This window comes from Streptomyces erythrochromogenes (assembly GCF_040684695.1).
Taxonomy (GTDB): domain Bacteria; phylum Actinomycetota; class Actinomycetes; order Streptomycetales; family Streptomycetaceae; genus Streptomyces; species Streptomyces erythrochromogenes_C.
Genome location: NZ_JBFBGM010000024.1, coordinates 1 through 18554 on the forward strand (window position 1 = coordinate 1; position 18554 = coordinate 18554).

The following is an 18554-nucleotide window of genomic DNA, read 5'->3' on the forward strand; positions in this document are numbered from 1 at the left end:
CACCATCCCCGGCCACCACCTCACCGACCTCCCCACACCACCCCACCACCAAGCCGCCCTCGCCACCCTCACCACCTGACACCCCCCACCACCCGACGCCCTCGCTACGGCCTCGGTGGCGTCCAGCCCGGATCCCGCCCCGACAGCCCCACCGCCCGGTCCAGCAGCGGAGCATCGTCGGCAACGCGCACCACGGGCCCGAAGATGTCCCCCTCACCGCGCTCCTCCTGAGCGGCCGTGAGGAGGAACGCGTGCGTGGAGCGCAACGCGGCCTCGTCCGGCGCGTACTCCTGGCCCGTCGCCCGGGCCAGGTCCCAGCCGTGGATCACCAGCTCGTCCACGGCCACCGCACCGGCGATCTCACCCGGCAGGTCCACCCCGCCCGCCCGCGTCATCCCGGTCCAGGCCGCGGGGTCCTTCCAGGCGTCGGCCAGTTCTTCCAGGAGCCGGGGCAGTTCCTCGCGCCAGTCCGCGGGCAGGGACGGCCCGTCCGGCTCCGGCGCGGTGTCGGTCGTGAGGCCCAGATCCTTGCGGGCAGCGTCGCGGAAGGCGACGGAAAGGCCTCTGACGTGGTCCAGCAGGTCCGCGACCACGTACTCGGGGCAGGGTGTCGGCCCGGCCAGCGCCGCATCCGGCACTCCCGCCACGAGACGGGACAGGACCCGGGCCTGCACCTCCAGATCAATAAGCGACATAACAGTCATCTCCTACGCCTTCGGACAATGGGCCTGAAGGGTAGACCGGGAGCGCGGTCCGAACTCATCGCCACACGGAGCAAAACGCCTCCGAGCCCGGGGGGGGTGCCCGGGCTCGGAGGGTGGGGCCTGCCGGCGTCCTCCTACTTGAAGGTGACGTCCGAGCAGGAGTAGAAGGCCTCCTCACTCTGGAAGGAGCCGTCGGGCCGCTTCAGACCGTGCCAGATCGTGTAGATCAGGTGCTTGCCCTTCTTCTCGGGGAGCACCGTCTTGAACGTGAACGCCTTCGCGCCGAGGAAGCCGGAGGGCGCCGCCGTGGCCGCGGTGTTGTCGGCGCTGAGGAAGGGGGTGTCCTCGAGGTCGGACCACTTCAGCGGCTTCTTCGGGTCGTAGCCGTCCTTGGTGACGTACATCTCCATGCGGTACGGGTTGTGCAGCGCGCTGATGTCGTAGCGAATGTCGTACTCGGCGCCGCCGGGCAGCGTCGTCGAGGGGAAGTCGTCCCGCGCCAGGTCCAGGCCGGAGAACTGTGCGTTGCCGGCGCTGCACAGCTTGCCGTCGGCGATGCGGGCGCGGTGCTGCGGGGAGGACGTGGGGGTGCTGTGGTCGATGGCGCGGCCCTGGACGATCGACTTCCAGTCGCCGGGGATGCCGGGGCTCTGGGCGAGGGCCAGGCGGCAGGCCTCGCTGGCCTTCGGGTTCTTGGTGCAGGCCACGCTGCGGCTCACCGGGTCGGCGGTGGAGCCGTGCGCGGAGGCGGGCGCGGAGCCGAGGGTGGTCACGGCGAGCGGGAGGGCCACGAGCGCGGTGAGGCGCAGGAGGGCGGTGCGGCGGAGCGGGGGCCGTGCCGGGTCGGGGGACGTCGCGGCGGTGGGGCGGGTCGTGCTCATACGGGGATGCTCCTGGTCGTGGGATCGGTCATGCGCGTGGGCGACGGTCATGCGCGAGGGCGTGTGGGCGCCGGTCGGGCGGGTCAGCCGCCGGTCTTCACGGTCAGCTCGCGGGAGAACGCGCCCCACGTGCCGTCGCCGAGCCGCGCGCGGATCTTCACGGTGTACGTCGTGCCGGGGTGGGAGCCGACGAGCACCTCGCGCGAGCCCTTCGTCGTCGGGATCGGCAGCACCGGGTCGCCGGTGCCCCACATGAAGGTCTGGGCGGGCTTGCCGTTCAGGTAGACCTGGTAAGTGGTGATCTGGCCGACGCCCTGCGGGACGGACCAGGCGAGGTTCAGGTAGTGCTGGGCGACCGCGCCGTCCCGCTTCACTGCGGTGGTGGCGGCGAAGTCGCCGGGAGCGGCCTTGCCGCCGCTGCCGTCGGGGGCCGCGGTGGTGGTCGCCTGTGCCTCGCGGGTCGGGTCGGACTCCTTGCCGGAGGCGTCGACAGCGGTGACCTTGAAGCGGTAGGCGGTGCTCGCGGTCAGCCCGGAGACGGTGGCCGACGTGGCCTTGGCGTCCGCCTCCTGGACCTTCGTGCCGCCCTGGTAGATGCGGTAGCCGGTGACGGCGACGTCGTCGGTCGCCGCGCGCCAGCGCAGGGAGGCCTGGTACGGGCCGGAGGCCGTCGCCTCCAGGTCCGCGGGGATGACCGGCTTCGCCTTGTCCTGGCCGGGCGCGGCGAGGGTGGTGAGCACGATGTCCTTGCTGAAGCCGGTGGTGCGGCCGTCGGCGCGGACGGCCCTGACCTTGAACGCGTAGCGGGTGGCGGGGGCCAGCCGCTCGATGTCCGTCATCGTGTCCTTGACGGTCTTGACCTGCTTGCCGTCCTGGAAGACCTCGTAGCGCACGACCTCGCCGCCGCCGGTGGGCGGCTTCCACATCAGGTGGACGGCGGTGTCGTCCTTGACGAAGGAGCCGCTGTCGGCGGGGACGGCGGTGTTCGTGCCGGTGTCGCCCCCGCCGCCGGACGGGCCCTTCACCCGGCAGCCGGTGATCTTGGGTATGCCCTTGCCGGCGGGGTTGATGCCGACCTTGACGGCCCGGTTGCCCTTGGCGGCCACGTCGGCGCGGTCGGCGATCGGCTTGATGGTGACATGCTTGCCGGCCTGGCGGAGTTCGTACGCCCAGGGGTTGTCGAGGGTGACCTGCCCCTGCGACACGTCGAACTCGGCGGTCCAGTCCCGTACGGGCCGGTCCCCCTTGTTGGCCAGGGTGACCTCGCCGGACGCCCACCACACGGTGGCCTGGTCCGCGACGCGGCAGGCGGCGCTGAAGCCGTTCTCTTCCTCTCCCGCGTTGGCGGCCACGGGGATGACGACGGAGCCGACCCCGACGACAACGGCCACGCAGGCCAGGGCAATTCGCTTTCGGGACATCACAAACCTCTTGCTAAAGCCGATCCGCCGGTGCAGCGGCAGCATCGATAGTGCCTCGGTCAACACCCGTGACACTAAGCGCGGTTTGCGTCCCGAAAGGGCCTCTGAGGGTCTGTGGAGCCGCTGTTATCCGTCCCTTAAGGTCCGGATAGGACGCCCTTGATCCCCCTGCCCGCGCCCGTCGACCCTGCGGAAACCCAAGATCACTCTGCGTGGGTGATCTGAAAATCCGATCGAACTCGTCTCGGCCACGGACGGGGCGGACCGCCGATAGCGTCTGGGGCGCACCCGACCGGGTGTGCCCCGGAGCAGGACAGGAGCCCGCCATGCGCGTTTCCGTGATCGGCTGTGGTCACCTCGGCATCCCCCATGCGGCGGCGATGGCCGAACTCGGCCACGAGGTCGTCGGCGTGGACGTCGACCGGCACAAGGTCGACCGGCTCAACGCCGGCGAATGCCCCATCTACGAGGCCGCGCTCCCCGAGCTCCTGGCCCGTCACACCGCCGGCGGGCGACTGCGGTTCACCACCGACATCCGTGAGGCCGCCCGGTTCGCCGAACTGCACTTCATCGGGGTCGGCACCCCCATCGACGCCGACGGGCGGTCCTACGACACCGGCCAGGTCTACGGGGCCGTCCGTCAGCTCGCGCCCCACCTGGACCGGCCGTGCACCATCGTCGGCAAGTCCACGGTCACCGTCGGTACCACCGTCCGGGTCACCGCCCTCGTCCAACGCCTCGCCCCCGCAGCCACCGGGGTCGAGGTCGTGTGGAATCCGGAGTTCCTGCGCGAAGGACATGCCGTCGAGGACACCCTGCGTCCGGACCGCATCATCGCCGGGCTCACCACCGCAGGGGGCGAGAAGGCGATCCGCGCCGTCTACGCCCCCATCCTGGACACCGGTGTGCCGATCTTCATCACCGACCCGCCCACCGCCGAGCTGGCCAAGGGTGCCGCGAACACCTTCCTCGGGCTGAAGATCAGCTACATCAACGCCGTCTCCGACATGTGCGAGGCCGCCGGCGGCGATGTCTCCCGGATCGTGGACATCCTCGGCATCGACCCCCGCATCGGCAGCGGCGGCATGCGCCCCGGCATCGGCTACGGCGGCGGCTGCCTCCCCAAGGACGTCCGGGCCTTCACCGCGTCAGCCCGCCGGCTCGGCGCCGACAGGGCCGCCGCCCTCCTGCGCGCCGCCGAGGAGATCAACGAGACCCGCACGGACGTCGCCCTGGACCTCGTCATCCGGGCCAACGGTGGCCGCACCGTCAAGAACCTCAAGGTCACGGTGTGGGGCGCGGCGTTCAAGCCCGGGACCAACGACGTCCGTGAGTCCCCTGCCCTCGCGCTTGCGCAGGCCCTCCGGCAGAACGGCGCGATCGTCACCGTCCACGACCCCCAAGCCGTGCCCACGGCCGTGGTCCGCAATCCCGAACTCGACTACACCGACGACCTGCCCGCCTCCGTCAACGGCGCCGACCTCGTCGTCCTGGCCACCGAATGGCCCGAGTACCTGCAGGCCGACCCCCGGGAACTCCTCTCCCGCCCCGCCCGCGCTCTCCTCGTCGACTGCCGCACCGCGCTCGACCCCGCCCCCTGGCGCACGGCAGGCTGGACCGTCCACCAGCTCGGACGCCCCGGACGGTAGAACACAGCGGCCCCGCCGGGACGGACGCCCGCGCCAAGCTGGGTGTCGCGTCCTCGGCAGGGCCGCTGTGTGCTCCCCCCGGCTCAGGTCTAGTACGGGAGGTAGTAGCTGAGTACGTCGGCGGTCAGGGCGGGGAAGAGTGTCTGGAACAGTTCCTCGTCCGCGGCGTAGACGTCGGGGCGGATGCGCGTCAGCCCCTCGATTCCGTGCGGGCCGAACAGCAGGGCGGCCAGATGGTCGGGAGCCACGCCGGCTCCTCCGACCGATCCCGGCGACTGGATCGCGCCGCCCGTGACGACCTCACCGAGTCCGTCGGCGAGGACGGGAATCCGGTGGTGGGCGCCGAAGGTCGAGATGACGATGTCCCGGCCGGTGCGGTCGATCCCGCCGGCGGTGAGGCGCTGCCAGAACAGCGGGCGCAGCCTGTCGAGCAGTGCTGCGGGGTCCGGGATGCGGAGGTAGTACTGCTCCGCGCCCCGGCGCGGCTCGTGGTCGAGGAACTCCTGCCACGCGTGGCCCGTCACGGTGCCCGCGCGATGGACGGCTTGCATGTCGGCGCCGGGTGCCAGGGCCGCGACGCCGCTGAGGAGGGCCCGGGCCGCCGCCTCGTCGCGTGCCGCGGCCTCGGCCAGGAGTACCTCCTCGCCGGGAGGTGTGGTGCGTGCGGTGGCGATGACCGTGTCGTCGTCCTCCAGGACGAGGAGGTTGCTCGACTCGTGCTCCAGGAGCCATCGCCAGCACGCCGCCGAGTGCGGCATGGTCACGTCGAACGCGCTCTGGGCCGAGGCCTGCAGGGCGGCCATGGCGGGGATGTCGGAGGGCCGGGCGGCGCGGAGCGTGGCTGCTGCGTCGCCGGGCGGCAGGGAGTTCACGTTCAGGGCCTGCGGGATGTCGATGGCGTACTCGTAGCCGAACAGCCGGTAGAAGTAAGGGATTCCGATCATCGCCTGGACGACGTGACCACGGGCGGCGGACCGCTCGTGGGCCCAGTGCATGAGCGCCCTGACGAGCCCGCGTCCTTCGTATGCGCTGTCGGTGGCGACCAGTTCCACCTGGCCGGCGGGAAGACGGACTCCGCCGATGCGCACCTCCTCGTCGAGGAGCGTCGCGGTGGACACGACCCGGTCGCCGTCGACGACCACGGCGCAGGCGGAGAGGCCCGCATCGGGGTCGGTGACGACCAGGCGGTGGTCGATGGCGTCGTCCGGCTCGCCGCGCTCGGACAGGAGCGCGCCGATCTGGTCGAGATCCGCGGGCACCGCCTCTCGCAGGGTAAGGCCGCCAGTCAGCGGAACAGCTGCGGAATGGTTTTGGATCATGGTCACAGCCAGACAGTGACACCGTCCTGCCATCCCGTCCAACAGGTTTTTCGCGGCTCCTCGTCATCGAGGGCCGGCGGTCTCATCCGGCGGCCGGCCCGCGCGCCGCCCCGTCCTCCCGCAGCACCCCCGGGGTCAGGCCCGTGGCCCGGCGCAGGACCCTCGTGAGGTGGCTCTGGTCCGCGAAACCGTGCGCCACGGCGATGTCGGCGATGCTGTCGTCGCTGTGGAGCAGGGCGTTCTGGGCCCGCTCGACGCGCTGCCGCAACACGTACTGGTGCGGGCTCTCGCCCAGCGAGGCCCGGAACAGCCGGTTCAGGTGCGCCGAGCTGACGCCCGCCACCGCGGACAGCTCGTCCAGGGTGATGCGCCGCCCCAGGTGCAGGTGGATGTAGTCCCGCAGTTCCGCCATGCGCCGGGCGGGCAGGCCGCCGCCGCCGCGGGGATCCGGGCCGGTTCCCGCGGTGTTGCGTCGCAGCAGGACCGCCGCGGCCGCCTGGACCAGGGACTCGGCGTACAGGGAGTCGACCGGCCCGGGCGCCTCGTACTCGGCCGCCAGCCGCTGCACGAGCAGGGTCAGCAGCGGGTCGGTGAAGTGGAAGTCCGGGGCGAGTTCCAGCGTCCCGTGCGTGCGTGCCCCGCCCTCCTGGGCCTGGGTGTCCAGCCACTGCGGGTCGAGGGAGAGCAACAGCAGCCCGACCTCGTCGTGCCAGCGCGGGCGCGAGACGTGGCCGGCCGGGTTGACCAGGGCTTCTCCCATGTGGAAGCGCGCCCGGTGGGCGGTGCCGTCCGTGTGCCACGACAGGGTCGCCGAGGCTCCGGTGTGCACGACGAGCACATGCGTGTCCGGGGCGCCGAGCACGTCGGCGGGACCTTCCACCGTGCGCTCGACCACCGCGTGCCCCATGTCCTGGGCACTGCTGGTGAGGCACTCCAGCCCGGGTTTGATGCGCGAACCGACCACCCGCTGATTTTCCCGCACACCGGCCCGCGGGCGCGAGGGGAGTCACCGTCCGCACCGGTGCGGCGGCGGTGAGCCACCGGCGGACCGCCGGTGCCCGGACCGAGCCCGGGTCGTGCGCGGTCGTGCGCGGTCGTACGTGGTCGTGCGCGGATCGTGCGCGGATCGTCCAACCTCCCCGCGCGGAACGTCCAAGACCCCCTCCCGGCCGCGTCGCATGCTGCATGAGGCAGATGGACCGGACGACAACGACCGAGGGACACCACCCCTCCACGCATCAGGAGACAGTCATGGTGAAGACTCCGGAGAAGACGCTCGCCGGCAAGGTCGCCTTCGTGGGCGGCGCCTCCCGCAATCTCGGCGGGCTGATCAGCACCACCATCGGCGCGGAAGGCGCCAAGGTTGCCGTGCACTACAACAACGACTCCTCGCGGGCCAAGGCCGAGGACGTCGTCGCGCAGATCAACGCGGGCCCCGGCGAGGCGTTCGCCGTGCAGGCCGACCTCACCCGGGTGTCCGAGGTCGAGCGGGTCTTCGACGAGGTCGTCAGCCGCTTCGGCAGGCTCGACATCAGCGTCAACACCGCCGGCATGGTCCTCAAGAAGCCTCTGACCGAGATCACGGAGGAGGAGTACGACCGGATGTTCGCGGTCAACTCCAAGGCGGCGTTCTTCGTGATGCGCGAGGCCGCCCGCCGGATGGAGGACGGCGGAAAGATCATCACGATCGTCACCTCCCTGCTGGCCGCCTACACCGGCCTGTACTCCTCCTACGCCGGCAGCAAGGCCCCGGTCGAGCACTTCACCCGCGCCCTGTCCAAGGAGCTGTTCGGGCGCAACATCTCGGTCAACAACATCGCCCCCGGCCCGATGGACACCTCGTTCTTCTACCCGGCCGAGGACGACGACTCCGTCGCCTACCACAAGTCCTCCGCCATGAACGGAGACCTGACCAAGATCGAGGACATCGTCCCCTGGGTCCGCCACCTGCTCACCGACGGCTGGTGGGCCAACGGCCAGACCCTCTTCCTCAACGGCGGCTACACCACCCGCTGACCCGCCCCGCCCCGGCCCGGTCCGCCGGGTTCAGGAGACGAGTCCGTGCTCCCAGGCCCACGCCGCGATCTCCACGCGGTTGCGGGCCGGGAGCCGCTCCTGGATCCGGCTCAGGTGGCTCTTGATGGTGCTGACCGCCAACGTCAGCTCGGCGGCGATCTCGTTGTTGGTCCGCCCGCGTGCGACCAGGGTGGCGACTTTCAGCTCCTGCGGTGTGAGGCGCCGCAGTTGCTCCGTGTTCGGCCGGTCCGCAGGCCCGCCCAGGTGTTTCAGCAGCCGCACCGTGGTGGACGGCGAGATGAGCGACTCCCCCTGGGCCGCCGCGTGCACCGCTTCCACGAGCAGTCGTGAGCCCGAGTTCTTGACGATGAAGCCGTTGGCCCCGGCGCGCAGCGCCCGGTAGGCGTACTCGTCCAGGTCGAACGTCGTCACGATGACGATCTTGGTGTTCGATGCCGCGGCATGGGGGCCGGTCCTCAGCAGCCTCGTCGCCTCCAGGCCGTCGAGACCCGGCATGCGGATGTCCATGAGGCACACGTCGGGGGCGAGCCGCCGCACGGTCTCCACGGCTTCGACACCGTTGGACGCCTCACCGACCACGGAGATGCCTTCGTGGCTCTCCAGGATCAGCCGGAAGCCGGTCCGGACCATCTCCTGGTCGTCGGCGATCACGACGGTGACAGTCACGCGTGGGTACTCCTCGCACAGGTCGGGTCCCGGCGGCGCCTCGTCGCCGGGGCTTCAGGTTGGCACAGCGGGGTGCGGCGGTGGACGGCGACCGCCGCCGCCCCTACGTCAGGGGTATCGCGGCGGTCAGCTCCCAGCCGCCCTCGGGGAGGGGGCCGCAGTCGAGTTCACCACCCAGTTCGGTGAGCCGTTCGCTCAGCCCGATCAGGCCGAAGCCGCTGGGGCGGAACCGGGGGCGTGCGCGTGGTCCGCCGGTCGCGTTGTCCCGTACCCGTACGACGACGCGATCCCCTTCGCTCTCCAGCAGGACGTGTACGGAGGTGGCGCCGCGGGCGTGCTTGCGGACGTTGGTCAGCCCTTCCTGAACCAGTCTCTCCACGGACTTGGCCAGTTGCGGCGACCAGGTGGCGCTGTCGACGTCCTCGGAGACGGTCAGCCAGGTGTGCTGTTCCGGTGTGTCGGCGCGGCGTACCAGGGCGCCGACCCTGGTCAGCGTCGGTGTGGTGGGGGCCGCTTCCTCCCGGGTGTCGGGGTCGCGCAGCAGCCGGACCATGCGGCTCATGGCCACGAGACCGTCCTGGCCGCTCCGCTCGATGTCGGCGAACAGCCGTCGGGCGGTCGCGGCATCGCGCTCCGCGACGTGTTCGCCCGCCTGGGCCTGCACGATGATGGCCGTGACGTGATGGGCGACGTGGTCGTGCAGGTCGCGGGCCAGCTCCAGTCGTTCGGCCTGCCGCACCTGCTCGGCCGTCGAGCGCCGCCGCCGGTCCTCGGTGCGCAGGTAGAGGCCCAGGAGGGCGAAGGCCGACGGCAGCAGGGTGAAGAACCCGTCCAGCGGGCTGAGCAGGGGCACGTCGGCGAGCCCGGGTGCCCGCAGGCCGAGCCGTGTCGTCGCGGCGAACAGTGCGGCCGCGGAGAGCACGAGCGGCAGTCCGCGGGAGTAGCGGCAGGTCACGCACACCAGGAGCAGCAGGCCCGCCAGTTCGGCCCAGCCGGGTGTCCGCTGCAGTACGGTCTCCTGCACCGTCGAGGTCACCAGCAGCGAGAGCCCGGACGCACCCGCGGCCAGGACGCAGGCCGTCCCGTGCCGGCCGGCCCGAAGGGCCCGGGACGTGACGACGACCGTGCAGCAGACGAGTACCTCACAGGCCAGGACGGCGAGTCCGAGCCTGGTCCTGCTGACCACGCCTGCGTCGACCACGGCGAAGAGGGCGGCGAGGAGGACGACGGCGGGCTTGGGGGAAGTCAGCACGGTCGGGAGCGGGGGCGGCATGGCGAAGAGGATAGATGGCGCTGGTCAGAGGGGCGGCGACGGGAAGGCGGGTACGTACTTTTGGTGGAGGCTCCGGGTGCGGATGCCTCCTTTCGACGGTGGGGAGCGGCGGCTCCGGCCGCACAGAATGGTCGGAGCAAGCGCACACAGAACGTCTGGAGCCCCCGTGAATTCCCTTTCCCGTTCCCCCTTTCCGCGCCGCACGGCCCGTGCCGCGCTGCTGGCGGGCGGCGCGGCGCTGCTCGCCGCCACGACGCTCACCGGCTGCGGACTCTTCGGTTCGAGCTGGGACGTGAAGTTCGAGGTGACGGGGACGGGGCAGGCCGAAATGGGCTACAGCTTCTCCGGGGAGACCGGCCAGACGGAGACGGCGAGCGAGTCGCTGCCCTGGTCGGTCTCCCAGAACGTGGGCTTCGGATTCAACGGCGTCGCCGTCCGCAACGCGCCGCCCGGCACCGCCTGCCGCGTCTACGTCGACGGCAAGCTCCACGAGAGTCAGGACAAGCCGGACTCCGAGGGCACCGTCTCCTGCTCCGTCAACCTGCAGGAGGACTGACCCGCCGCGGCGGCGAAACGTCCCTTCAGGCGGTGGGGAGGAAGTCCGCGACGAGGAGGGCGAATTCCTCCGGGTCGAGGATGCGGATGCCCAGTTCCTCGGCCTTGGCGCGCTTGGAGCCGGCCTTCTCGCCCGCCACGAGGAGGGTGGTGCGCTTGGAGACCGACGACGACGCCTTTCCACCGGCCCGCTCGATCAGCTCGTTCATCTCGTTCCGCGACAGCGCGGCGAGGGGGCCGGTCATGGAGCCGGTCACCACGACGGCCTCGCCGGCCAGCGGGCCGCCCGCGGGGGCCTGGCCGTCGCCCCCGTCACTCTCGTCGCCTCCGTCGGCCGCCGGGGCCGCGGGCCTCTGCGGCTCGGTGACCTGCGTACCGACCTGCTGCGCCTGCAGCTTGTCCAGGAGCGGGGCGAGTTCGACCAGTTCGGCCTCGATGACGCGGGCCTTCTCGGTGCCGATGCCGTCGACCCCGGCCAGGGTCTCGGCGTCGGCGGCCCGGATGGCGGCCATCGAGCCGAAGTGCGCGGCGATGCGGCGGGACATGGTGCGCCCGGTCCCGCGGACGCCGAGGGCGCAGAACACGCGGTTCAGCGCGGCCCCGCGGGCGGTTTCGATCGCGGCCAGGAGGTTGGCGGCGCTGGTCTCGCCCATCCGCTCCAGGCCCAGGAGCTGCTCGCGGGTCAGGGTGAAGAGATCGGCGATGTCCTTGACCAGGCCGGTCTCCACCAGCTGGATCGCGCGGGTGCCGCCGAGACCTTCGATGTCGAGCTGGTCCCGGCCGGCCGCGTAGATCACCGAGGCCACGGCCTGGCAGCTGCGGCCCCGTACGCACCGCCACCGCTGCTCGGAGCTGTCGATCCCGTCGCCGCAGCGCGGACACGCCTCGGGGAAGACGATCGGGCTCTCGGCGCCGGTGCGCTGGTCGGCGAGCGGTGCCTCGACCCGGGGGATGACGTCGCCCGCCCGGTAGACGAACACCTGGTCGCCGATCATGAGCCCGCGCCGGGTGATGTCCGAGGGGTTGTGGAGTGTGGCGTAGGTGACCGTCACTCCGTCGATGACGACGGGCTCCAGGACTGCGCGCGGGGCGATGATCCCGGTCCGGCCGACGTTCCACTCCACCGCCAGCAGGCGCGTCACCTTGTGTTCGGCCGCCAGTTTCCGGGCGACCGCCCATCTCGGGGCGCGCGAGCCGTTGCCCGCCCGGCGCTGGTCCTCGGCCGTGTCGGCCTTGACGACGACACCGTCGATCCCGAACGGCAGGTCGCCGCGCAGGCCGGCGATCACGTCAATGCGCTCCTGTACCTGCTCCAGGGTCTCGCAGCGCAGCGGGGCGGCGGCCGTGCTGGCGGCCGTGTTCGCACCGAGCGCGGCCAGGTCCTCCAGCAGGGCCGCGTGGCCGAGGTCGTCCAGGCCGATCGCGCTGTAGGCGAAGAAGGTCAGCTCGATGCGGTAGGGGCGGTCCTTGGCGCGCAGCGTGCCGGCCGCTCCGCTGCGCGGGTGCGCGAAGGGGGTGGCCTCGTGGGCGAGGCGGATCCGGTTGGCCTCCTCGAACTGCGCGGTCGTCAGCAGTACTTCGCCGCGCAGCTCGACGTCGATCGGCCGGGTGAGCACGGGCGGCAGTCCGAGGACGGCGTCCGCGGCGTGGGTGATGTCCTCGCCGGCCAGGCCGTCGCCGCGGGTGAGGACCTGGACGAGCCGGCCACCGCGGTACCGGACTGCCACCGCGAGGCCGTCGAGCTTGGGTTCGACGCACCAGGCGGTCACAGGGTGACCGAGGCGCCGTTCCAGCCCTGCGGCCCACTCGGCGAGCTCGTCGGCGTCGAAGACGTTGTCGAGGGAGAGCATCGGCACCGAGTGCGGCACGTCCCCCTGCACGGCCCCGCCCGCCACCTTTCCGGTCGGCGACTCGGCGAGCGCCTCGTCCGGGTGGGCCTCCTCGTAGGCTGCGATGGCGCGCAGCAGCCCGTCGTACTCGTCGTCGCCGAGCGGGGTGGTCCCGTCGCCGTAGTAGGCGGCCGACGCTGCGACGGCGGTGGTCACGGCCTCCATGTAGGCGGCAGGAGAGAGCAGGGCACTGTTTTCGGTCATGAAGGTCATCATCGTGCCCGGCACTGACAACGGAGCCGCCCGACCCCCGCCGCCCGGCACGGGCCGTCGGCCGATCACCCGGACGCACGTCGTGACCTGCGCAGATGTCGCTCGTTCCGACATGTGGCCCGATTGCTGGTGTCCGGGTCGCAAGGGGTATGGTCCCCCGGTCACGGACGGCAACCGGACCGTCCGTCCAACCCAGGGGACACCAACATGACTGATCTGGATGCGCTGCGGACGAGCCTTGCGTCGGGTGAGCACGAGTTCGCCGGCACCCTGGCCTTCGTCGCCGCGCACTACGCGTACCAGCCGCAGGCGTTCCGCAACGGGGAGCTGGACAATGCCGCGGGTGAGAACGAGGGTTCCTGCAAGACGCTGGGTCTGGCCCTGCTGGAGGGGCTGAGCGACCAGGAGGCGCTGCAGGCGTTCGGTGAGCACTACCGCAGCGTGCTGGCGACGCCGGACGGCTCCGATCACGCCAACATCCGCAACCTCATGGCGCACGGCCTGGCCGGTGTGCGCTTCGGCGGAGCGCCGTTGACCCGCACGAGCTGAACCCCGGTTTCGCGGCGGCCGCGTGAACCACGACACACACGGTGGCACTGCGGCGGCACAAACGGCCGTCAAGGCGGTCGCGCCGTCGCAAAAGCCGTTCGTTACCGGGTGGTACGTATCTGTACTGTGAGCGGATCTTCGAGATCGACTCGAACGTTCGACCACACCAGGGGGGCCGGTGCGCAGTCGCCGACTCGTAATTTCCGCTGCCGTCATCGCGGCAGGCGTCGGGATCATGCCGGGGGGCACGGCCCAGGCCGCGGGGCCGTCCACCGACGGCGCCCACGGCGTCACTTCGCCGAAGGACCTGCTCAAGAGCGCCGCGAACGCGTTCACCTTCAGCAGCCCGGCCGACCGGTCGGTGACGCGGAACCTGCCGGCCGCGGGGAACAAGACCGCCGTCGCTCCGAAGGCCCCGGGCGCCGCTGCGGGCGCCGACCTGACGGTCGGCCTCAGCGGGACGGCCGGCAGCGCCCGCATGATCGACCTGAAGTCCGAGATCACGAGCACCCTGGGCACGCCGCTCACGCTCGTGATCGACTGGGGCGACGGGACGTCCAGCAGCGAAGTCGCCACCGGCAGCGGGACCAAGGCCTCCCAACACTTGTACGCCGAGGTGGGCAGCTACACGGTCAAGGTCACCGTCTACGGCCCCGACGGTGCGAACGGCCCGTCGGCGACCAACGAGATGCCCTTCATCACCCCGGGCTCCGAGTTCACCCCGCACAGCCCCACCCGTCTGCTCGACACCCGGGACGGCACGGGCGCCGCTCAGGCCGCCCAGGTACCGGCGTGGGGCGAGACCCGCGTGAAGGTCGCCGGCAACAGCGGCATCCCCGCCGACGTCGCCGCCGTCGTCCTCAACGTCACGGTCACCAACACCAGGACCGCCGGTCACGTCCGCGCGTACGCCGACGGGACGGAGCGTCCGACCACGTCGAACGTGAACTACGCCGCCGGCGACTCGGTACCGAACCTGGTCATCGTGCCGGTCGGCAAGAACGGCTACGTGAACCTCTACAACAGCGGCGAACAGGGCGTCGACCTGATCGCCGACGTGACGGGCTACTTCACCCGGACCTCGGCCAACGGCTACACGCCGATGGACCCGACGCGCTTCGTCGACACCCGTGAGGGCCTCGGCACGTCCAGGGGCATGGTCCCCGGACGCACCCAGTTCGGCGTCCAGGTCACCGGTACCCGCGGCGTCCCGGCCGGCGCCAGGGCCGTGGCGCTCAACGTGACCGTCACCAACCCGCGGGGGGCCGGTCACCTGACCGTCTTCCCCAGTGGCCAGAGCGCTCCGAACACCTCCAACGTGAACTTCACCGGCGGCCAGACCATCGCCAACTCGGTGATCGTGCCGGTCGGCCCGGACGGCAGGATCATCGTCCGCAACGGCGGCTGGGACCCGGCCGACGTCATCGTCGACGTCGTCGGCCACTACAGCCCGGACGGTCGGAGCGCCTACATCCCGGTCCGACCCGTCCGCGACCTCGACACCCGCAACCCGGCGCAGTGGCCCTCCGGGCCGCTGAAGCCCTACCGCTACATCTACTCGACGTTCGGCGAGGAGAACACCACGGCCACCGCCATGGTGCTGAACACCACGGTCACCAACACCGGCGGCGCGGGTCACCTCACGGTCGCCCCCGACCCCAACGCCCTGTGGCAGTACGAGAACAAGACGCACACGCCGCCGGTCGCGCCGAACTCCTCGACCCTGAACTGGACGACGGGCAAGACCGTGCCGAACCTGGTCCAGGCGAGCCTCGGCGCCAACGGCATCGTCGACTTCTTCAACCGCAGCGGCAGCAACATCGATCTCGTCATCGACATCTTCGGCGTCTACGACGGGCACTGAGCGGTCCCGGCCCCGCACACCACCACGGCCCGGCGCACCGAAAGCGCGCCGGGCCGTGGTGCGAGTCCGCCCGGGACCCGTCAGGCGAGGGTGAGGAACAGCTTCTCCAGTTCCTGTTCGGTCATCGGGGGTGCCCCTTCCTCGCTCTCCGCGAGGCACTGGCGCATACCGCTGGCGACGATCTTGAAGCCGGCCCGGTCGAGGGCGCGCGAGACGGCCGCGAGCTGGGTGACGACGTCCTTGCAGTCCCGCCCCGCCTCGATCATCGCGATGACGCCGGCGAGCTGACCCTGCGCCCGCCGCAGCCGGTTGAGGACCGCGGTCGCCGCCTCTTCTTCCACCTTCACCGGGTATCTCCTTTTCGCCGTTGCTCCTCCCAGGGTACCCCGTGGGGTATCCGATCAGGGGGTTGCGCTCGGCTCGTGCGCGTTCGCCGGGAGCACGCCGGCGCCGGGCCGCGGACCGGGCACCCTTCGCCGTCCACGCCCCCGTCCCCGGGCCACCGCTGCCGCCGCGGCCGTCGCAGCCGCGGCGAGTCCGGCGCCGCTCCAGACCAGGGGGCTCGCCCAGACGGCGGCGGGTATCTGCCGGCCGAGGACGAAGACGCCCATGACCACGACGAACCAGCCGAACGCCGTGCGCAGGGCGCCCGGCGGGATGCGCCCGGCGAAGCGGCCGCCGATCAGGCTGCCGACGACGGCCGCGGCGGTCACCATCAGGGTCGTGCCCCAGTCGATCCGGACCCCGGCCAGGTGGCCGGCGAGTCCGGAGAAGGACTGCATGGCGATGACCAGGAGCGAGGTGCCGACGGCGGCGCTCATGGACAGTCCGCCGAGCAGCGCGAGTGCCGGAACGACCAGGAATCCGCCGCCGGATCCGACCAGGCCGGTGACCGCGCCGACCGCGAGTCCCTGCACGGCCACGTGCTTGACGGGGAGTTCGCGACGGTCGGAGCCGCCCGCGTCCCGCTCGCGGGGCCCGCGGAGCATGGCGGTCGCGGTGGCGAGCATCATCAGCGCGAACAGGATCAGCAGGGCGTTCCCGGGGACGTACTCGGCGAGGCGCCCGCCCCCGTAGGCGCCGGCCATGCCGACCGCGCCGAAGAGCATCCCGGTGCGCAGACGGACGCGGCCCGCCCGGGCGTGCGGGAGGAGTCCGACGGCGCTGGTGGCGCCGACCACGAACAGCGAGGTGGCGACGGCCTCCTTGGTCTCCATGCCCGCGAGGTACACGAGGATCGGCACGGTCAGGATGGACCCGCCACCGCCGAGGGTCCCCAGGCTGATGCCGATCAGGACGGAGGCGGCGAGGACGAGTGCGATCACGAACGGCCCCGCAGCGAGGCGATGACGGTCCGGACGTCGGTGCGCGAACCGCGGTTGTACGGCAGCCTGGACAGCAGCATGCCCATCGCGCAGGTGTTGCTGAGCGCGGCGAAGGTCAGGCCGGCGCCGATGGCCGTGCCGATCAGGTGCACGCCCGGCAGGAACAGGCCTGCGACGCCGGTGGCCAGTACGACGGATCCGGCGACCAGCCGGACCTGGCGCTCCAGGTCCCAGCGGGCCTCGCCCCGCTCGACGGGGGCCCCGGCGGCCTCCCAGGCCAGCATGCCGCCGTCCAGGACGCTCAGGTCGGCGAGGCCGGCCCCGGCAAGTGCCTCTTGGGCCTGTGCGGCGCGGCTGCCGGATCGGCAGACGAGGACGACGCCCCCGTCCAGGTGCGTGCGGAGGTCGGCGACGTGTTCGCGCAGGATGCTCAGCGGGACGTTGTGGGCGCCGGGAATGTGGCTCGTCCGGAATTCGCCGGGGGTGCGCACGTCCAGCAGGCGGGGGGCGTCGCCGTTCGCGAGCAGGTGCTGCAGTGCGGCGGGGGGCAGGGCGGCGTCGCGGGAGGTCCGGGTCGTCATGAGGGCTCCTGGTGGGGACCCACCCCGAAAATACGGGGTGGGGTATACGTGGGGGCAGGGGTGGGTACGGCTCTGCGCGTGCGGGCGGGAGTCGGGGGGACGCGCCGTCGACCGTCGGTACGGTGCGGCAGGCGGTCAGCCGACGGTGGCGGGCCCGCTCAGCAGCGCCCAGGCGGCGTGGCCGCCGAGGATGTCGGACACGTCGGTGAATCCGTGGTGGCGCAGCAGGCTCGCGCCGATCGAGGAGCGGTGGCCTCCCGCGCAGTGCAGGACCAGCGGCCGGTCCCGCGGGAGCTCGTCGAGGCGCCGGGGCAGCTCGCCCAGCGGGATGTGGAGGGCACCGTCGATGAAGCCGTTCTCGCCGCGCTCGCCGCAGGTGCGGAGGTCGACGACGACCGGCGGATTGTCCCCCTCCAGGACTGCGCGGAGGCGCGCCGCCGTCACCCGGCCGGCCGACGTGACGTGCTCGGCGACGGCGGTCAGGGCGTCCTCGGGAGAGCGCAGGTAGCCGGCCACGCGGTCGAAGCCGATCCGGGCCAGGCGGGTGACGATCTCCTCCTCGCGGTTCTGCGGTGCGATGACGAGCAGGTCCGCGTCCGTGGGCAGGACGGTGCCCGCCTGCTCGGCGAACCGGCCGTCCGCCGGGACGTTGACCGAACCGGTCAGGTGCCCGGCGGCGAATTCCTGGGGTCCGCGGGCGTCGACCACGACGGCGCCGGCGGCACGGCGGGCGATGAACTCCGCGGGTGTCAGGGGCCGGGGAGCGCCGGCCGGGTCGAACAGCGCGTGGTCCTTGCGATTGAGGTCCGCGTCGTGGGCGAAGTAGCCGGGGGCCGCGGACTGGCCGGCGGTCACGACGGCCACGAACGCGTCCCGGCTCATGGGCGCGCAGGCGTAGTTGGTGGCCCGCTCGGCACCGATGGTGGACTGCTTCTCGGTGGAGAGGTTCTTGCCGCAGGCGGATCCGGCGCCGTGTGCGGGGAAGACGCGCACCTCGTCGGGCAGGCCCATCAGCTTGTTCTGCACGCTGTCGTACAGCATGGCGCCGAGCTCTTCCGCGGTCACACCGGTGGAGGCGAGCAGGTCGGGACGTCCCACATCGCCTATGAACAGGGCGTCTCCGGTGAGGACGCCGTACGGGACGGTGTCGCGGCCGTGCGGCCGGCGCTCGTGGACCAGCACGCTGATCGACTCGGGGGTGTGGCCCGGCGTCTCCATGATCTCCAGGGCGACGTCACCCAGAGTGATGATCTCGCCGTCGGCGAGCTTGCGGATGGGGTACTCGGTCTCGGCGCGGCGGCCGTAGCCGATCCAGGCGCCGGTTCGGGCGGCCAGCTCCAGGTGTCCGGCGACGAAGTCGGCGTGGAAGTGGGTGTTGATCACGCCGACGACGCGGAACCCGCGGGCCTCGGCGTCGGCCAGGTACTCGGCCACGTCCCGGCGCGGATCGACGACCACGGCCTGACCGGTGACCTCGTCGGCGATCATGTACGACGCCTGCGAGAGGCAGTCGAGGTAGTACTGGGCGAAGAACATGGAAGAACCTCCGTAGCACGCGACCCATATACCCATGGGGGTATATTCGCGAGATCGCAAATACCCCCTGGGGTATCTTCCTCACGACCGTA

Annotated in this window: 17 protein-coding genes; 5 read left to right on the forward strand and 12 right to left on the reverse strand. The window is 71.7% G+C overall.

Features of this window, described 5'->3' with window-relative positions:
* Window positions 1–104: 104 nt before the first annotated feature.
* The 3 genes from AB0O53_RS28690 to AB0O53_RS28700 form a co-directional block, all read right to left on the reverse strand.
* On the reverse strand, window positions 105–704 hold the full coding sequence (locus AB0O53_RS28690) for a TIGR03086 family metal-binding protein (RefSeq protein WP_365199418.1): 600 nt from the start codon (window positions 702–704) through the stop codon (window positions 105–107).
* A 134-nt stretch (window positions 705–838) separates the two neighbouring features.
* Window positions 839–1585 (reverse strand): lytic polysaccharide monooxygenase auxiliary activity family 9 protein, encoded by a 747-nt coding sequence (locus AB0O53_RS28695; RefSeq protein ID WP_350997043.1) that lies wholly within the window; start codon window positions 1583–1585, stop codon window positions 839–841.
* A gap of 83 nt (window positions 1586–1668) precedes the next feature.
* The gene (locus AB0O53_RS28700; RefSeq protein ID WP_350997046.1) at window positions 1669–2976 is read right to left on the reverse strand and encodes a fibronectin type III domain-containing protein; all 1308 of its coding nucleotides are present in this window, start codon (window positions 2974–2976) and stop codon (window positions 1669–1671) included.
* Between the two features lie 356 nt (window positions 2977–3332).
* Here AB0O53_RS28700 and AB0O53_RS28705 point away from each other — a divergent pair, with 356 nt between their 5' ends.
* Window positions 3333–4655, forward strand: a complete 1323-nt coding sequence (locus AB0O53_RS28705; protein WP_365199422.1) for a UDP-glucose dehydrogenase family protein — start codon at window positions 3333–3335, stop codon at window positions 4653–4655.
* 89 nt (window positions 4656–4744) lie between these two features.
* Here the strand turns inward: AB0O53_RS28705 and AB0O53_RS28710 are convergent, their stop codons facing one another.
* Together AB0O53_RS28710 and AB0O53_RS28715 are read right to left on the reverse strand one after the other, a co-directional pair.
* Entirely contained in the window at window positions 4745–5914 is a 1170-nt protein-coding gene (locus tag AB0O53_RS28710) for a GNAT family N-acetyltransferase (RefSeq protein ID WP_365199425.1), read from the reverse strand.
* Between the two features lie 142 nt (window positions 5915–6056).
* On the reverse strand, window positions 6057–6938 hold the full coding sequence (locus AB0O53_RS28715; RefSeq protein ID WP_365199428.1) for an AraC family transcriptional regulator: 882 nt from the start codon (window positions 6936–6938) through the stop codon (window positions 6057–6059).
* Window positions 6939–7225: 287 nt separating this feature from the next.
* Here AB0O53_RS28715 and AB0O53_RS28720 point away from each other — a divergent pair, with 287 nt between their 5' ends.
* Window positions 7226–7990, forward strand: a complete 765-nt coding sequence (locus AB0O53_RS28720; RefSeq protein ID WP_350997057.1) for an SDR family oxidoreductase — start codon at window positions 7226–7228, stop codon at window positions 7988–7990.
* Between the two features lie 30 nt (window positions 7991–8020).
* Here AB0O53_RS28720 and AB0O53_RS28725 read toward each other — a convergent pair whose 3' ends face one another.
* A complete protein-coding gene (locus tag AB0O53_RS28725) occupies window positions 8021–8641 on the reverse strand; it encodes a response regulator (RefSeq protein WP_403140266.1) in 621 nt (206 codons plus the stop codon).
* Window positions 8642–8780: 139 nt separating this feature from the next.
* Entirely contained in the window at window positions 8781–9950 is a 1170-nt protein-coding gene (locus AB0O53_RS28730) for a sensor histidine kinase (RefSeq protein WP_365199432.1), read from the reverse strand.
* A gap of 166 nt (window positions 9951–10116) precedes the next feature.
* On the opposite strand from AB0O53_RS28730, the gene AB0O53_RS28735 reads away from it, so the two are divergent.
* The gene (locus AB0O53_RS28735) at window positions 10117–10506 is read left to right on the forward strand and encodes a hypothetical protein (protein ID WP_350997065.1); all 390 of its coding nucleotides are present in this window, start codon (window positions 10117–10119) and stop codon (window positions 10504–10506) included.
* A gap of 25 nt (window positions 10507–10531) precedes the next feature.
* Here AB0O53_RS28735 and ligA read toward each other — a convergent pair whose 3' ends face one another.
* A complete protein-coding gene (gene ligA, locus AB0O53_RS28740; RefSeq protein WP_350997560.1) occupies window positions 10532–12607 on the reverse strand; it encodes an NAD-dependent DNA ligase LigA in 2076 nt (691 codons plus the stop codon).
* A gap of 207 nt (window positions 12608–12814) precedes the next feature.
* Here ligA and AB0O53_RS28745 point away from each other — a divergent pair, with 207 nt between their 5' ends.
* Together AB0O53_RS28745 and AB0O53_RS28750 are read left to right on the forward strand one after the other, a co-directional pair.
* Window positions 12815–13156 (forward strand): HopJ type III effector protein, encoded by a 342-nt coding sequence (locus AB0O53_RS28745; RefSeq protein WP_365199435.1) that lies wholly within the window; start codon window positions 12815–12817, stop codon window positions 13154–13156.
* Window positions 13157–13334: 178 nt separating this feature from the next.
* On the forward strand, window positions 13335–15020 hold the full coding sequence (locus AB0O53_RS28750; protein WP_365199438.1) for a hypothetical protein: 1686 nt from the start codon (window positions 13335–13337) through the stop codon (window positions 15018–15020).
* 80 nt (window positions 15021–15100) lie between these two features.
* Here the strand turns inward: AB0O53_RS28750 and AB0O53_RS28755 are convergent, their stop codons facing one another.
* The 4 genes from AB0O53_RS28755 to AB0O53_RS28770 all read right to left on the reverse strand — a co-directional run bounded on the left by AB0O53_RS28755 (window position 15101) and on the right by AB0O53_RS28770 (window position 18462).
* The gene (locus AB0O53_RS28755; protein WP_008741329.1) at window positions 15101–15367 is read right to left on the reverse strand and encodes a metal-sensitive transcriptional regulator; all 267 of its coding nucleotides are present in this window, start codon (window positions 15365–15367) and stop codon (window positions 15101–15103) included.
* A gap of 54 nt (window positions 15368–15421) precedes the next feature.
* Window positions 15422–16345 (reverse strand): sulfite exporter TauE/SafE family protein, encoded by a 924-nt coding sequence (locus AB0O53_RS28760; protein ID WP_365199444.1) that lies wholly within the window; start codon window positions 16343–16345, stop codon window positions 15422–15424.
* Window positions 16342–16926 carry a rhodanese-like domain-containing protein gene (locus AB0O53_RS28765; protein ID WP_365199446.1) on the reverse strand — a complete coding sequence of 195 codons (585 nt, stop codon included), beginning with the start codon at window positions 16924–16926 and terminating at the stop codon, window positions 16342–16344. Before AB0O53_RS28765 ends, AB0O53_RS28760 begins: the two co-directional genes overlap by 4 nt.
* A gap of 135 nt (window positions 16927–17061) precedes the next feature.
* A complete protein-coding gene (locus tag AB0O53_RS28770) occupies window positions 17062–18462 on the reverse strand; it encodes an MBL fold metallo-hydrolase (protein ID WP_365199449.1) in 1401 nt (466 codons plus the stop codon).
* Window positions 18463–18554 lie beyond the last annotated feature (92 nt).